The sequence below is a fragment of the Mediterraneibacter agrestimuris genome (assembly GCF_943193195.1).
Lineage (GTDB): Bacteria > Bacillota > Clostridia > Lachnospirales > Lachnospiraceae > Schaedlerella > Schaedlerella agrestimuris.
On record NZ_CALPDG010000060.1, the window covers coordinates 1 to 16,438 of the forward strand.

The 16,438-nt window shown below is 43.2% G+C and carries 12 protein-coding genes, 1 tRNA gene and 1 rRNA gene; 12 read left to right on the forward strand and 2 right to left on the reverse strand.

Translation table 11 applies throughout. The annotated features are described in order from the left end of the window. The 5 genes from NFS18_RS17445 to rhaM all read left to right on the forward strand — a co-directional run. Positions 1–208: ribosomal RNA gene (locus tag NFS18_RS17445) — 23S ribosomal RNA — on the forward strand; the annotation flags it as partial. 133 nt (positions 209–341) lie between these two features. Further along, positions 342–414 (forward strand) — tRNA-Asn (locus tag NFS18_RS17450). A 333-nt stretch (positions 415–747) separates the two neighbouring features. Then, on the forward strand, positions 748–1,539 hold the full coding sequence (locus tag NFS18_RS17455; protein WP_251392575.1) for a gluconate 5-dehydrogenase: 792 nt from the start codon (positions 748–750) through the stop codon (positions 1,537–1,539). A gap of 89 nt (positions 1,540–1,628) precedes the next feature. Beyond that, on the forward strand, positions 1,629–2,453 hold the full coding sequence (locus NFS18_RS17460; RefSeq protein ID WP_251392576.1) for a sugar phosphate isomerase/epimerase family protein: 825 nt from the start codon (positions 1,629–1,631) through the stop codon (positions 2,451–2,453). A 42-nt stretch (positions 2,454–2,495) separates the two neighbouring features. Continuing rightward, positions 2,496–2,810, forward strand: a complete 315-nt coding sequence (gene rhaM / locus NFS18_RS17465; protein WP_129176142.1) for an L-rhamnose mutarotase — start codon at positions 2,496–2,498, stop codon at positions 2,808–2,810. 75 nt (positions 2,811–2,885) lie between these two features. Here rhaM and NFS18_RS17470 read toward each other — a convergent pair whose 3' ends face one another. Together NFS18_RS17470 and NFS18_RS17475 are read right to left on the reverse strand one after the other, a co-directional pair. Beyond that, positions 2,886–5,273, reverse strand: coding sequence for a glycosyl hydrolase family 95 catalytic domain-containing protein (locus NFS18_RS17470; RefSeq protein WP_129176143.1), 2,388 nt, complete (start codon positions 5,271–5,273; stop codon positions 2,886–2,888). A 178-nt stretch (positions 5,274–5,451) separates the two neighbouring features. Continuing rightward, positions 5,452–6,309 (reverse strand): AraC family transcriptional regulator, encoded by an 858-nt coding sequence (locus tag NFS18_RS17475; RefSeq protein ID WP_251392577.1) that lies wholly within the window; start codon positions 6,307–6,309, stop codon positions 5,452–5,454. Positions 6,310–6,556: 247 nt separating this feature from the next. On the opposite strand from NFS18_RS17475, the gene NFS18_RS17480 reads away from it, so the two are divergent. From NFS18_RS17480 to NFS18_RS17510, 7 genes are all read left to right on the forward strand, one after another. Next, positions 6,557–8,185: an extracellular solute-binding protein gene (locus NFS18_RS17480; protein WP_251392579.1), complete on the forward strand. Its 1,629-nt coding sequence runs from the start codon at positions 6,557–6,559 to the stop codon at positions 8,183–8,185. Between the two features lie 70 nt (positions 8,186–8,255). Further along, positions 8,256–9,170, forward strand: coding sequence for an ABC transporter permease (locus NFS18_RS17485; RefSeq protein WP_251392581.1), 915 nt, complete (start codon positions 8,256–8,258; stop codon positions 9,168–9,170). A gap of 11 nt (positions 9,171–9,181) precedes the next feature. Continuing rightward, a complete protein-coding gene (locus NFS18_RS17490) occupies positions 9,182–10,099 on the forward strand; it encodes a carbohydrate ABC transporter permease (protein ID WP_251392583.1) in 918 nt (305 codons plus the stop codon). Positions 10,100–10,123: 24 nt separating this feature from the next. Then, complete coding sequence (locus tag NFS18_RS17495; RefSeq protein ID WP_251392585.1) at positions 10,124–13,630, forward strand: polysaccharide lyase family protein; 3,507 nt, start codon at positions 10,124–10,126, stop codon at positions 13,628–13,630. A 227-nt stretch (positions 13,631–13,857) separates the two neighbouring features. Beyond that, positions 13,858–14,898 carry a glycoside hydrolase family 88/105 protein gene (locus NFS18_RS17500; RefSeq protein WP_251392587.1) on the forward strand — a complete coding sequence of 347 codons (1,041 nt, stop codon included), beginning with the start codon at positions 13,858–13,860 and terminating at the stop codon, positions 14,896–14,898. 56 nt (positions 14,899–14,954) lie between these two features. Beyond that, positions 14,955–16,076 (forward strand): glycoside hydrolase family 88/105 protein, encoded by a 1,122-nt coding sequence (locus NFS18_RS17505; protein WP_251392588.1) that lies wholly within the window; start codon positions 14,955–14,957, stop codon positions 16,074–16,076. A gap of 159 nt (positions 16,077–16,235) precedes the next feature. After that, positions 16,236–16,438: hypothetical protein (locus NFS18_RS17510; RefSeq protein ID WP_251392589.1), on the forward strand; the 203-nt coding region annotated here is incomplete at its 3' end.

Sequence of the window (16,438 nt, forward strand, 5' to 3'; positions counted from 1 at the left end):
TGTTGCATTACCAAGTGCATGGCAGAGTAGCCAAGCCGGGACGGGATAAACGCTGAAGGCATCTAAGCGTGAAGCCCCCCTCAAGATGAGATATCCCATAACGTCAAGTTAGTAAGACCCCTTGAAGACGACGAGGTAGATAGGGCAGAGGTGGAAGTGCAGTAATGCATGGAGCTGACTGTTACTAATAGGTCGAGGGCATAACCAAACAGGTGATAGGAGATGTCAGTGGTTAGTGGTCATATTTGAACCGCTTGGCAGTGACGTTACCCGTAAGGGTAACAAAAGTGATGTGATTCTTTGTATGCAGTTTTGAAGGTACATACCTTCTAATTAAATATTCCTCCTTAGCTCAGTCGGTAGAGCATTCGGCTGTTAACCGAAGTGTCGTTGGTTCAAGTCCAACAGGGGGAGTTCACGAAGCCCGTAAATTTAACGTTTACGGGTTTTATTTAATTTTGAAACATGCCCCTTGGGGGCAAAATAGACTGTTTGCTGAGAAAAGCAGGCATTTGATTGTTAACCGAAAAATGAACCGGAATTGCGTTGCTGGATGGGTTCCGGTATGTTGCCCGATGGTAAATTTTAAGTTTTACTGTCGGGCTTTTTTTGTGCCTTTTTTAGAAAGGGGAATCACTATGGCGATATGGACAATATAGACAATAAGGATCTGAGATAATCTGGAATAAACGGGAATAAAGGCTTCGGTCTTTTAATAAAAAGAAAAAATGAAGGAGAGAATGAAAAATGGTAAACTTTTCACTGAAAGGTAAAATCGCACTTGTAACAGGCGCATCTTATGGTATCGGATTCGGCATCGCATCTGCATTCGCTGAGGCGGGCGCAACGATCTGTTTCAACGATATCAATCAGGAAAAGGTTGATATGGGAATCGCGTCCTACAAAGAGAAAGGCATTGCCGCTCACGGCTATGTATGCGATGTAACAGATGAAGAGCAGGTAAAAGCACTGGTTGCTAAGATCAGAGAGGAAGTCGGCGTGATCGATATCCTTGTAAATAATGCCGGCATTATCATGAGAAAACCGATGCTTGAGATGGAGGCAAATGAATTCCGCAAAGTCATCGATGTAGACCTGAACGCACCGTTCATCGTTTCCAAAGCGGTTATCCCGGGAATGATCGAAAAAGGACACGGCAAGATCATCAACATCTGCTCCATGATGAGCGAGCTCGGACGTGAGACTGTATCCGCATACGCGGCAGCCAAAGGCGGACTGAAGATGCTTACAAGAAACATCTGCTCCGAGTACGGCGAGTACAATATCCAGTGCAACGGCATCGGACCCGGATACATCGCTACACCGCAGACAGCTCCGCTGCGTGAGCGTCAGGCTGACGGAAGCAGACATCTGTTCGACCAGTTCATCGTGTCCAAGACACCGGCTGCAAGATGGGGCAACCCGGAAGACCTTCAGGGACCGGCAGTATTTCTTGCTTCCGACGCTTCAGATTTTGTAAACGGACATATCCTGTATGTAGATGGCGGCATCCTTGCCTACATCGGCAAACAGCCGTAATATGTCCGGTGGACAACAGGATCTAAATACATAGTTTCACACCAGGGGCGCGCATTTACTGCACGCCCCTGTACAGTAGGAGGAACAATATGCTGATCGCAGCAAGAACCCATGATTATGGGAAACAACCGATAGACCGTCTGGCGGGACTTTTAAAAGGGGAAGGGATTGACGCCGCGCAGCTGGTGCTGCCGAAAGGATTTACGGAGATCAGTTCCTATGATGATGTAACGCCTGAGATCATAGAAAGGATCCGGTCTGATTTCGAAAGAGAAGGGATAAAGATCCACATTCTCGGCTGTTACATGGATCTTGGAAATCCGGATGACGATGTGAGAAAAAACGCTGTAGACACATTTAAGAAATGCCTCGCGTTCAATAAAATGCTCGGCGCGTCCATCGTCGGATCCGAGACCGCATATCCGCATCTGACAGATGAGGAAAAGAAGATCTGGCATCCGTATATGATGGACAGTATCGCGCGTCTGGTGGAAGAGGCAGAACGGCTGGAAGTCGACATGGCTGTTGAGCCGGTATACTGGCACCCGCTCAAAGACCTGGAGACAACAGCGAAGGTCTTCGATAAGATGAACAGTTCCCGCCTCAGGATGATATTTGATCCGGCCAATGTGCTGGAACATCCGGAGATTGACCAGGACGCATACTGGGATGAATGGCTGTCTGAGCTTGGAGATAAGATAGAAGCGGTTCATATGAAAGATTTCGTCCTCGTAGAAAACGGGGAATATATCCCGGTATGTCTGGGTGAAGGTGTGATCCGCTATGAAAGGATCATCAGATGGCTGAAGAAAAATAAGCCGGATATCGTGATTGTGAGAGAGGAATTGCAGATGGAGACAGCGCAGCAGGATCTGAAATATATGAGAGAACTGTGGGAGAACACAGTGATGTAAAACCCGGTTTAATGAATATCAGAGATTGGAGAGAAAACTATTATGATCAGAAAAGGATTTAAAATGAAACTGTATCCGGGAATGGAAGCAGAATATGAAAAACGCCATAATGAACTGTGGCCGGAGATGCAGGACATGATCCACGAGTACGGCGGTAGAAACTATACTATCTTCCTTGACAGGGAGACGCTGATCCTTTACGGATATATCGAAATTGAAGATGTCGGAAAATGGGATGAGAGTGAGGAGACGACGATTAACCGTAAATGGTGGGATTTCATGGCGGATATCATGGAGACAAATCCGGATAACAGCCCGGTGTCCGTGGATCTGCAGGAAGTATTTCATCTGGATTAAGCAGCGGGCAGCAGTTTTAAAATCAGAATAAAGGTGCTGTCGCCATTGATGCCGTCAGCACCTTGAAAAAACAGTTTATTTTTGATTTTGACCTTTCATGATATCGCCTTTTTGTTTGAATGAAATTTCATAGATACCAGAAGTAACTTCCCGGACGTTACTGTTTCCCCAGATAAAGGAATCTGCATATGCCGGAAGAACAATACGGATCGTATGGGCGCGGGCAGCCTGCATTTCGATGTCAAGTCTGTATTCTGACCGGTTCCAATCAATGGATATTTCCCCGTCAGGATAACAGAAATGCTGAACTTTACCGGCGTTCATTCTTTTGGGAAGTGCCGGGAGGATTTTTAGCAAATCCTTGGAAGCATAGAGTATCATTTCCTGTATCGCGTCTACGTATCCGAGCGCGGCATCCAATTGAACCGGGGCAGAGTCGATGTCGAGTGTGATACTCATGCCTCTCCAGTCATTGTGAAGCGTAAAAAAGTTGGGGAGCAGGCATGATTTTGCCATGTTATCCAGACACTGCGCTGCAGTTTCCCCCTCGTCAAAACGAGCATATATTATAGCCATATGAACCATGGACCATCCGGTCTGGGCATCTATTTTTCGAAGCGCGACAGCTTTTTTGTATTTTTTAATTTCCTGAGGCTGATCAACAGTGTTTACCTCGTTGCCCGGAAACACCGGATAAATATGTGACAGATGACGATGGTCATAACGGTCTTCAAACTGTTCATCCTGCCATTCCCTGATAGCCCCGAGTTCATTGGTTTTGTAAGGCGGGATTGACCGGAGAATTTTTTCCCATCCTGCCCTGCGTTCATGGAAACAGTCGTATTTTTCGCTGATATGGATCAGATTCGTGAAAAATTCTTTTATGATCGCAAGGTCAATTGTGGAATTGATTGTCGTCGGCATTGGGTGTGCAATCATTTCCGAAAGGGGCGGCATAAAGTTCTGTGGTGTATTTTCCGGAGAAACACTGGGATAGACTTTAATGCTGCCGTCCTGTTTGTATTGAATAAAATCTTCGTAAAAAGCAGCCACTTCTTCAAGATATGGCAATATCTCGGATTTTATATAATTTTCGTCTTCCGGGCGGTAACATACATATGTGCTGTAATGTTGCGCTATCCACCCGGCGGCTCCGACCCAATTAATAATAACAGGAACAACCTGAGTGGGTTCGGATACTCCCGGCGTTGTTCCGGCGGTCATATAGATTCCACGACAGCCAAACAGCTTTTGTGCGTTTTCACGGAATGTTGCTATTTTGGAATTATAGTACCGGAATAATGAACGGTGGAAATCTGCAAGATTCCCGACGAAACTGTGCCAGTAGATCATTTGAGTATTTTCATTTGCCATATTGTGCGCCCAGATAGGCTGGTAATTTCCGCTCCAGATTCCGTAGAGCGCAAATGGAGCATCATTTTCCGATGTGCCGCTGATGAAAAGATATCTGCCGAATTTCCACATCTTTTCCATTAGTTCGGGCGACTGTTCAGAAGTAAACGCCTGATGGAGCAAAGATTCATTGCTTTTTTCATTATATCCGTCCAGTTCCAGTTCGGCACTGTGGTATAGTTTTGTATGTAACGGAATATGAGCTGCCAGCAAGTCGTCATAGCTTTTGCTGTGTGACAAAATCCAATCTTTCGCTTTTGGCAAACCTTTTTTAGACGTTTCATTAATAAATGGATGTATCATAACAGTAATTTCATCAGCACTTTCTACAAAAATCCGTCCAAACTGAGATTTTTGAGTCCCATTAGAGACGATATGTATTGCCATTCCAAAATAACGGCCATCAAGATTAGAAGATTCATATAAAATCCAGTCGTCCGTTACCTCGGTATGTTTTTGAACCGCGATTTTCTGATAACATTCCGGAATTTCAAGCCCGGGAACTGTATGGATATCTGCCATGAAATTTGCGCAGATTACAGGGGTGGAGGCCTGGATCCGATATAGGATCATATCATCAGCTCTGGAGACAAAACCATCGCACCGATAGCGGACATCCTGATCCCGCCACTGGCAGGAGACTTCACCGGTATCCATCTGGAGTACCCTCAGATAATCGTGAAATGTCCCATGGGGAACAATTTGTATTTTCAGATCGCCGACAGGAAGAGGGGATTCCAGTTTTGAATGATAACCTTGTCGTTTTAATTCATTAACAAGCTCCCAGCTGGCCTCTTTAAACATTCCCTGATCCATTTTGCTGCGCATTCGTTCGAGCGCATGGTGAACATCCGGAAGCTTGTTCGCTTCTCCGTCATACCATAGACCGCCATCTGTGACCATGAGCGTCTGTTCTTTTGTCCCGCCGTAAAAACTGACTCCGGTATGCCCGTTTCCACTGACCAAAGCTTCTCTCCATGTTTCTCTCCACCATGAAGACGGATACTGCATATAGATACTGTCACGTGTGAGTATAATTGGTTTCCACATTTTTTCCTCCTCTGTTCTTGTGTGGGCTGGATAACCGGGAGCAATATTCCGGTTCACACAAGAATCATATTATCTACAGTATAAATATACTATGTCGGATTTTTCAGAGAAAATCATGACAAACTATATAAAAACATGTCGTTTTTTTACAGGAAAGGGACAGAATGCTCTCTAACAGTTATGTCTGGCGTCTGCGATACTCCTGCGGGGACAGTTTATAATATTTCCTAAAGGAGGATGAAAAATATTCTACAGATGAAAATCCGAGCTTTTCTGAAATGGAAGTGATGCTTTCCTGTGATGAGGAAAGAAGCTGGAGTGCAGCTGCCATTTTACTTTCACGTTTTTTCTGGCTGAAAGTTTTCCCGTAATGTTCCCTTAGGAAACGTTGGGTCTGACGTGGAGAAAGACCGATGCGGTTGGCAAGGCTTTCAAGCGAAAGTGTGGCATATTCGTAAATAAAGTATTGTTCTATAAGAAGAGAACGTCTTTCCGACAGAGTGGTTTGTGCGGATAGAGTGGGAAAATTGACGTTTTGTTTGTAATTGCGCAGAAGAGCGATAATAAACTGGCATAATAAAGCTCTGACTTGATCGAGGTATCCCAATTCTTGAGCTGTTAATTCATGGAAAATTTGATTGAGTACAGGCAGTATGTTTTGATTATCCTGTCCGTACCAGAAAACCTGATTCAGAAAGAAATGTGCCAGAGGACTCTTTTTAGAATCCGGTATATTTTTCGTATCTAGAGACAAGTATATACAATATTCGGTCAGGGGATCCTCTTTGTCAGGGGTCTGTGAATGTATGACATGTGGGCCGGTGACATAGAGAGTATTAGGCAAAACGGAATAAAACGAATTGTCAATAACGGCGCTCCCTTTGCCGGAAGAAATATAATGAATTTCATAATTCCCATGTCCGTGGCTGTGCTCCGGCATGCTTTCTTCTAAAATTCCGCGACTGATGCTTTCAACCCGGAACAGTGCGTGATTAAAGCGAAAAGTTACCTCAATAGAAAAAGTTTCTACGCCCATGTCATTTCTCCAATCTTCTGTTATTTTATTCTGAGTTTAACAAAAAAGATGTCCATGGTCAATAACTATCATGTCGTAAAATTATAGAAAAAATATGACAGATTATCCCCCGAAATGTCGCATTATTATCTTACATGAGAAAGGTGGATGAATATATACTGATTATACAAAATAAACAAAAAACAAGCGCTTGTTGATTGTTTGATGCACAAAATGGAGAGATGAAAGGTAAGAAAGGGTGGCTGAGATGAGAAAAAAAGCAGCGAGGAGTGCGGCGGTTGTTCTGGCAGCGGCAATGACGGTTGGCATATTAGCCGGATGTGGGAGCAAAGGACAAGGGAATGAAGAGACATCTAACCGTACAGAAGATGGAACCGGTTTTAAAGACTATTCGGAAGGGTTCCCAGAAGAAGTTACGATTCAGATTCCGGTATATGACAGGGCATATGAAGGTTGGGATCCTACGGATAATTATTATACAAATTGGGTGCAGACAGAATTTGGTGATAAATACAACATCAATGTAGAGTATGTGGCAATCGGACGTACGACGGAGGTGCAGGATTATATGCAAATGATCGCAGCGCAGACAGCGCCTGATATAATCATGAGCTATGACATGCCGCAGGCGGTTAATTACTATAATGAAGATGCAATGCAGCCACTTGATCTGGAGGAAATTGAGTATTATGCGCCTACTTATTATGCAAATATGAAGGATACAGTAGCGCAATACGGTTCGTTGGATGGAGAGAATATGTTCTTCTTCGCAGAAAGGAATCCTGTTTATTATAGTGAAATCACACTGATCCGTCAGGACTGGCTGGATGAAGTGGGAATGGATATGCCAACAAATGAGGCAGAACTTGAAGAAGTAGGACGTGCATGGAAAGAAGCAGGCTTGGGTACACTGGGGAACTCTTTGATCACACAGAGTTTTACATATGAATATCCATATTTTGATGACAGTATTTCAGAGGAAGAATATGGAAAATATCTTGACCTGACAGTAGCTCCTCTTACCTGGGAGCCATCCGAAAAATATTTGAAAAATCTGAACGAAGAATATAATGAAGGAATTGTAGATCAGGAATTTTATTTGAACGCGCAGGATACGGACTGGAAAGCAGATTTTGTATCCGGACGCTGCGGTACATATAAATTCCGAATCGGAAATACAACGGATGTATTTGATTCTCTTCTGGCGAACAATCCGGATGCTGAAGTTTCAACCCTAGATCCAGGAGCACTAAGTCCGGAAGGAAAAGGATATTATTATGCATATCCGCCTTACGGTATGGTGATGGGAATCAGCACGACAACGCCGGCAGAAGAAAGGGCAGCGGTGTGGATGTATCTGGAGTGGCTGAACCAGCCGGAAAATCTCTTTAAAATGCAGAATGGGGTGGAAGGTGACAACTACACGTTGGATGAAGATGGAATTGCAGTTCCGATTGCCGGATTCGAAGGGGAATCAAAGCTCTCTCAAAATAATAATAAAGATTATTGGTGTCTTGTTGTAGAAGATGTAACATACGGAGATGCGGAGAAAGATTACAAAGCAAACTTACGTTTACTGGCACCGGCAGGATATGAGTACCTGATCGAGCAGGCTTACAATTATTATCAGGAAGATGCAGAGTATGGAATCGTTACTCCGGTATTTACAAAAGTGATCGAGTCAATCAGTGAATATTCCAGTGATCTGAATGCGATGTGGCAGGAATTCTATGTGGATCTTGCAACTTGCGATCCGTCAGAATTTGACGCTAAATATGAAGAATATTGTCAGGAATATCTGGAAGGAGGATATCAGGATATTCTGGATGAAAAACAGGAAGCAATGGAGGAGGGCAGCTATATCATTGCTGAATAGTCTATATAAAAGAGGGATGATGCAGAGCCGCACCATCCCCTTTTAAAAACATAAAGAGAGGATCAGGCTTATGAATATTAAAATGAAAAACAGGCTTTATTTTAAGAGAACATGGATGCTGTATTTAATGATGGTGCTTCCGATGCTTTTTATTATTGTTTTTAAGTATTGCGCATATCCGGGACTTGCGATTGCTTTTCAGGATTATAAGGTTGCCCGGGGGATTACGGGTAGTGAATGGGTCGGGCTGGAGATCTTTAAAAAGATTTTTACGCACAGGGATTTTCTCCCGTCTGTCAGGAATACCCTGCTTTTAAACATACTTGATCTGATATTCAGTTTCCCAATGCCGATCATATTGGCGCTCGTGTTAAATGAAATTCGGTGTAAGTGGTTTAAGAAAGTGACCCAGACGCTTCTGTATCTGCCGCATTTCTTATCATGGGTCATCATTGGAGGACTTGGGTATCAGCTTTTTTCCATGAGTACAGGTGTAGTGAATATCCTGATAGAAAATGCCGGAGGAAGCCCCATTCCGTTCCTTCAGGACGATGTCTGGTGGGTAATTACTTATGTATTGATCGGCGTATGGCAGTCTATGGGCTGGGGAACAATTATTTATCTGGCAGCGATTACAGGTGTGAATCCGGAATTGTACGAAGCGGCAAGAGTGGATGGAGCAGGCAGATGGAAACAGTGCTGGCATGTAACTCTTCCCGGGATCCGAAGTGCAATCGTCACTCTTCTGATCATGAATCTCGGACGGGTAATGCAGGGATCATTTGAAAGGATTTTTGCATTAATGAATGCCAAAGCAACCGAATTTACAACGACGATCCCTGTACTTGTATACCGTTGGGGTATTGAAGGAGGAAAATTCAGTGAAGCAACTGCTTTGGGACTGTTTCAGTCGGTGATCGGCCTGATCCTTGTGCTGGCAGCGGACTTCGTGGCAAAACGTATGGGTGAAGAAGGTTTGATTTAGGGAGGAAAACTATGACGGCAGTAAAGAGAAGTGTTAAAGGAACAAAGAAAATAGTTGGAAGAACAAAAAAAGATTATGTTATTACTGCATGTTTTTACATAATCCTTGCTTTGGTGGCGGCAATCTGCCTGTTCCCGTTTCTGCATGTATTATCCAAGTCTATCAGCGATGAGGCATATGTAATTGCTAATAAAGTAGTGTTGTTCCCAAAGGGGTTCAGTCTTGATGCATATAAAAAAGTATTTGCAGATTCATCGATCATGCGTTCTCTGTATGTATCGGTAGTTGTGACGGTTGCTTTTACCGCGATCGGGATGTTCCTGACGGTCTGCGCATCTTATGCACTGACACGAAAAGAACTTAAAGGAAGAAGAGTTATGACTTTCCTGATCATGGTAAGTATGTATTTTACAGCAGGGACAATCCCGGATTACCTGCTTATGAATAACCTCCATATGCTTGATACATGGTGGTGCCTGATCCTGCCGCTGTGTTTTTCGCCATATAACTTCCTTATAATGAAGAATAATTTCAGCTCTACAATTCCCAACAGCCTGATTGAGGCTGCTGTAATGGACGGAGCAGGGCATTTTACAATTCTTGCCCGTATTGTGCTTCCGCTGACGAAACCGATCATAGCGACGATTACGTTGTTCTATGCAGTTGGACGTTGGAACACCTATTCAGATGCATTGTATTATATTAAACAGCGTGTAGATTTGCGCCCGCTGCAGTTAAAATTGTACTATCTTGTAGTTTCAGCTCAGGAATCTTTTCAGGCAGAGGGCGGTGTGACAGGCGTATTGACAAATCCGGAAGTGTTGAAAGCGGCCTGCGTAATATTTGCAACAATACCGATTATTATTGCGTACCCGTTTGTACAAAAATATTTTGTACAGGGCACAATGGTTGGAGCGGTAAAAGAGTAACAGCGCTTTTATAGGAGATGAGGGATGAAAACAAGAAAACATAAATTAGGAAGAGGCGTGGGAGCGCTAGCAATGACGCTTTTGACAGCGTTTACCTGCGTGTGCTCCGTTTCTGCGGTTGGAGCGGAGGAGTCTGCAGGATCTCGGCTTTCAGCAGAGAGTAAGGATAAAGAACATATCATTTATGAGGAAAATTTTGATCCTGACGATTACAAAGAACAGGCGGGACAGCCCGGCATATTGCCAAGGGATTGGAAATATGCCGGAAGTATGCCGGGCACTTCAGAAATTTATATAAATGATGAAAGCGATGAATGTTATTACGGTATTGCGAGAGGTGAGGAAGAAAAAGATAGTTCATATGTCGGCATTGTATATGCGGATTATTATGCGTTGCCGGATGAGTATACAGTATCCTTTGAAATGAAATATGGCGGTGGGGATATTGAAGTGCTGGCATATGAAAACCGGCTGAATGGCGGGAATCTTGCTGTAAGGAGCACTTTTTCGGACGGAGCGTTTTCTGTCGTGGGGGCAGATACAGAGTCATGTAATCTGACGGAGAACGACCGGTTTTGTCTGTCCTACAAAATCGACTGTGATGCGAAAATCTATCGGGTTGAAATAACGGATAGAGAAGGGGAAATATTATATATTACAGAGGATATTCCATTTTATAATCAGGACGCAAAGACTGCCGGAAGTCTGGCGTTGAAACTGGGGGCGGACAGTAGTATAGATATATTTGCCGTAAAAGTGTCGACTTCAGATGCAGGAGATGAAACACCGCTGCCGGATGAAGATGAGACTGAGGGACAAGATACTTTCTATGCTGAAACATTTGAAAGTTACAGCAATGAGATGGGCAGGACTGATTTTGTTCCTGAAGGATGGGAGATGGCAGGAAATATGCCCGGAACAGCGGCTGTGCGTTCTTATGGAGAAAGCGGAACAGAAGAAAACGGATATTATTATGAATTATCAAGGACTCAGGAAGAAAACGGAAGTTCTTACGTGGGAATGAAGTTGACCAGTATCACATTGCCGGATGAATACACTGTATCAGCAGATGTCAATTATGCCAACACCGGAGACATTGAATTCTTTATGAGAGACTCGTCTCTTAACAGCGGAAAAGTAGCAGTTCGCGCAGGAATTACCCAAAGCGATAATGGCGGTACGTTCTATGCTTATTCGGGTAGAGATAAGAAGATCATAATGAGTAATGTAGCGGAAAACGGCTGGTTTAAACTGTCTTTTTATGTAGATAATTTCACAGGTACATATTATGTAACGATCAGGGATATTGACGGGAATACGATTGCCGGTTCAGAAGAAATGAATTATTATGATGCGGAGCCGGGAAGAGCAGCGGCTTTTGCAGTAACAACTGCGGCAGGAGCATCTGTCTCATTAGATAACGTAGCGGTGACGGGAAAAGATGAGCCATATGTGATAAGACCGGTTGAGGAAACAGTGCCGGCAGACAGCAAAGTGAGTGTAACATATGATCCGGAAACAGAGGCTTATATTATGCGGAATGAATATGTGAAACTCTCAGTTGGCGAAGCAGAAGGAACAGTAGATGAAATAATCCGCTATATGAAGGATAATGGAGATTATGAAGATGGCGGATATAATATTCTGGGACCATTTACAGGTTATTATCTTCTCAATTATACTGTAGACGGTGAAAGAAAACAGTGTGGATTCCATGCAACGGATTCGGAAATTGTAAAGCAGGAAGAAAATTACTGCGAAGTAGTTCTTACGATGGATGATATAGAATATTCATCTGTGGCAGTTGAACTGCATTTTGTTTTAACGGATGATGCAGAAGGATTTTATATGTATGCATACCACAGAAGAGCCGTAGGAGCACAGGGGGAGGTTGGAATCGAACAGTCCAGATATTCTTTGCGCATGGATTCCAGAATGTATCAGTACAGTGCGGTGGCAAATGAACCACTGTCGAGATATCCTGAGGCGGATGAGTACTGCAAAAGGCTGATGGATGCGACAGATCTTTTAAATGACGGCTCTACATATACAAAATATCAGAACAGTTCATATCAGTTTGAATCAATAACACAGGGGTCTTATGGCGACGTGTTCGGCCTTTCCCTGATCACTCCACAGAGAGACTGGGCAGGCGGCGGATATTCCAAACAGGATATCGATGTTCATGATGTATATAACGGTTCAAGGATACTAAACTGGCATCTGTCAACTTCTCACGGAGGAACCGGACTTGGAATATTAAATGATGATTGGCAAAAAATGTATGGGCCGGTTCTGTGCTATTCCAATTACGGCTGTGACGGACCAGAAGCGTTGAGACAGGACGCGCAGAAAAAAGCACAGGAAGAGATAGGCAGGAGCCCTTATGAATGGGTGGAAGATGAGGCTTATTCAGCGGAACGTGGGAGCGTATGTGGAAAGATTTCTGCCCGGAATGGAGAAGTTGTTTATACTGACACAGATATTTCGCCCTCAGACACTTACGGATGGGCTGTACTGTCAGATATTCGAAGTGAAAGTTGGATGAAAGACAATACGTACTATGAATATTATGCTCCGGTCAGAGAGGACGGAACTTTTGAAATAAGTAAAATACGTCCGGGCAGTTACCGGCTGAATATATCGCTTGATGGGATTATGGGAGAATATGAATATGATGATATCGTAACAGTAGATGCAGGAGGAAAAGTAAACGTAGGAAGTATACAATGGGATAATGAAGTAAATGGCGACACGTTATGGACGATCGGAATACCGGATCGGACCGGTGAAGAATTCGCATATGCAGATTCCTATCGGCACTGGGGAATACATTTGGTGTATGACCAGTTGTTTCCGGAAGGGGTTAATTTCTATATCGGTGAAAGTAAAGAAAGCGAAGACTGGTTTTTTGTTCAGACAGCGTCCCCAATGGCTGGTGATATTTCTCATTATGATGGTGGATGGTATTATGATGGGGGAACCGGTCTGGCAAAGTATGATTTTGGCAAGACAGGAGAACCGCTAACGGAGGAAAGTTCAGAATGGAAAGGAAACGAGAAGAATTTTTATAATATTTTTTTTGATTCTGCCGGATATGAAGACGGGACGGCAACTCTGTTGATTGCGAAAAACGGAGCAAGAGATGTCAGATTGTGCGTTTCGGTCAATGGTACAGACGTTACGGGAAAGGATGGAATCGAGGTATCAGGCGGCGGAGCTTATCCGCGATGCATGATTATAGATCAGCCGGAACTGCTAAAAGTTACTTTTGATGCGAAACTGCTTAAAAATGGGCAAAATCAAATCAGTCTCTCCTTAAACGGTTCAACTGGAGATCTTGGCGCTTATGCCAATATGATTTATGACGCAATATGTTTAGATGTTGACGGAACATCATCAGTAAAAACTGGAGTGTCAATAGGAGGTGAAATAGAAAAAATGACGAGAGTAGAGATGATGAAGAAAACGATACGTTCAAAGCGGCAAAAACAGGCGATAATATGTCAGTGTATGGTGTGCTTGCGTTAATGTGTATGGCAGTTGTTTGTGGAGGGACAGCCTATACAATGAGGAGATTGAGAAAAAAATAATGATGTTGTAATCAATAAATATGCGAAGCAAAAGAAAAAGGATATGATATATTATTCAGACTCTTAAAACGGCTGACAACAGGTGGGCACCCTGCTATAATCATAGTATGTGTGAAGTATAACGATTTTAAGCAGAAATCTGTATGCAGATAAGGAGACTGGATAATGAGAAAGATTAATTATAACCGAGAAGAAATTGAACAGACGATTGATCGGATTGTAGAACGGACACAGCGCATGGATCTGATGTGGGATTGGCCATGCGGTGTGGCGTATTACGGGATAGCGGAGGCTTATACGGCAACAGGGAAAAAGTTATATATTGATTTTCTGAAAGATCGAATAGATGAGTTGATCAATGTAGGACTTCCTGCATGGACAGTCAATACATGCGCAATGGGGCACAGCCTGCTGTCGATCTGGCAGGAAACAGGGGATGAGAAGTATTTGGAAATCATTCATTCTAAGATTGATTATCTCAGGAATGAGGCACCTCGTTTTAGCAATCATGTTCTGCAGCATACCGTTTCATCAAATAACGATTTCCCAGAACAGTGTTGGGCAGACACGCTGTTTATGGCTGCATTTTTCATGCTTCGTTATGGGGTAATGGCAAAAGACAACGTTGTAATAGAAGATGCCCTGAACCAATACTACTGGCATATTCAATATCTTCAGGATGAAAAAACCGGTTTGTGGTATCACGGGTATGATAATATAAGAAAAGATCATATGTCAGGGGTTTACTGGGGAAGAGCAAACTGTTGGGCGGCATATACAATGAGTATTGTGAAACATATCTTGCCGGAATGTTATCTCTATCCCCAATATCAGGAAATTGTGGGAAGCCTTACGGAACAACTTTGCGCTTTGAAAATATTTCAGACAGACAATGGTTTGTGGAGAACGATTTTGGATGATCAAGAATCATATGAGGAATTATCAGCATCAGCCGGGATTGCAGCGGCAATGATATTGAATGAAAATCCGCTTTATAATAAATATGTTGAGAAATCAATAAGCGGCATACTTGCACATGTTGCTCCAGATGGAAAAGTGATGGATGTTTCCGGAGGGACTGCCATAATGAAAGACCGTGAAGGGTATCGCACGATATCGAAAAAATGGACATGGGGCTGGGGACAGGGAATGGCTCTTGCATTTTTTGCTGCTGTCCTGATGTCAGATAAACGGCGGGATATCTGAAAATTATCCGAGGGTTGTTCCGCTGTATGAAATGAAGCGTAGGAGATAAGATTAAAATGAAAAAAGTAAAAAAAGAGCTGATCGCACAGAAGTTGGATCTGGTGATTCAAAAGCTTATAAACCTCGATAATCCAGAAAATGAAGATAAATTGAAAGAAGGCGGAGAAGCGGTTGGCTTTTTTCAACGGGACTTTGGTATTACAGAATGGGATTGGCCGCAGGGAGTCGGACTTTATGGTCTTTTTAAAGTCATGAAATATCGTAAAAGCGATACGTACAGAGATTTCCTGTATGATTGGTTCCGGAGAAATATTACGGAAGGGCTTCCCTCACGTAATATTAATACGACAACGCCGCTCCTTACACTTGTCGAATTAAATGAGGAATATAATGATAAAGAATTTGAAACCCTCTGCCTTGACTGGGCGGACTGGCTTATGAACTGCATACCGCGCACGAAAGAAGGCGGCTTCCAGCATGTAACTAGCGCCAACGGAGACCGGCAGGGCGTACGTCTCAACGAGAACGAAATGTGGATAGACACGCTGTTTATGACGGTTCTGTTCTTAAATAAAATGGGACAGAAATACAACCGTCAGGATTGGATCGACGAGTCGCTCCATCAGGTATTAATGCACATCAAGTATCTATATGATACGCACACGGGACTCTTCCATCACGGGTGGTCATTTAACCGTATGGACAACTTTGGCGGAATATTCTGGTGCCGGGGGAACAGCTGGTTTACGCTGGGAATTTTGGATTATGTAGAAGCGTTCAGAGGAACACTTAACTCGGGTGTAAAGACGCTGATCCTCGATACATACAAAGCACAGGTGAAGAAACTCAAAGAATTGCAGGGACCGGGCGGACTGTGGCATACCGTGCTGACAGATCCGTCCAGTTATGAGGAAGTGTCAGGATCTGCTGCAATAGCAGCCGGCATTATGAAAGGAATCCGCATGGGGATCCTGGACGACTCCTATCTGGAATGTGCACAGAAAGCAGTCAGGGGAATCCTGAATAATATTGATAAAGATGGAACTGTGCTTAACGTATCCGGAGGTACAGGGATGGGATACGACGCAGAGCACTATAAGAATATCATGATCGCTCCTATGGCATATGGACAGTCACTTACGATACTTGCACTCATAGCTGCATTGGAACTGTACTGAATAGAGTGTATATTGATAAAATGAATAATTTAACTATGCTGTCTGAAATATATATAGAACCCAGATGCAGAATATGCATAAAAGAGAAAGACAGGTAATGATATAAGAAGTGAAGACAATATAGAAAAGAATATAACATTTAGTATTGAAGAATCAGGAATGCAGATTGGAAAAAGGTTATTTAATTTTCTTAGAGAAGAACAAAGAAAAGAGATGATACAATTCCTTATTGGTGGAATGTGTTTGGATTTTACAGAAATACAAATATTAAATTTGTATTTCTGTCAGACTGTAGACAAAGTCCCGGCAAATGCCGGGCTTTTCTATACTTCGAGCCGTTTCTTTGGTATAATAAAAATATC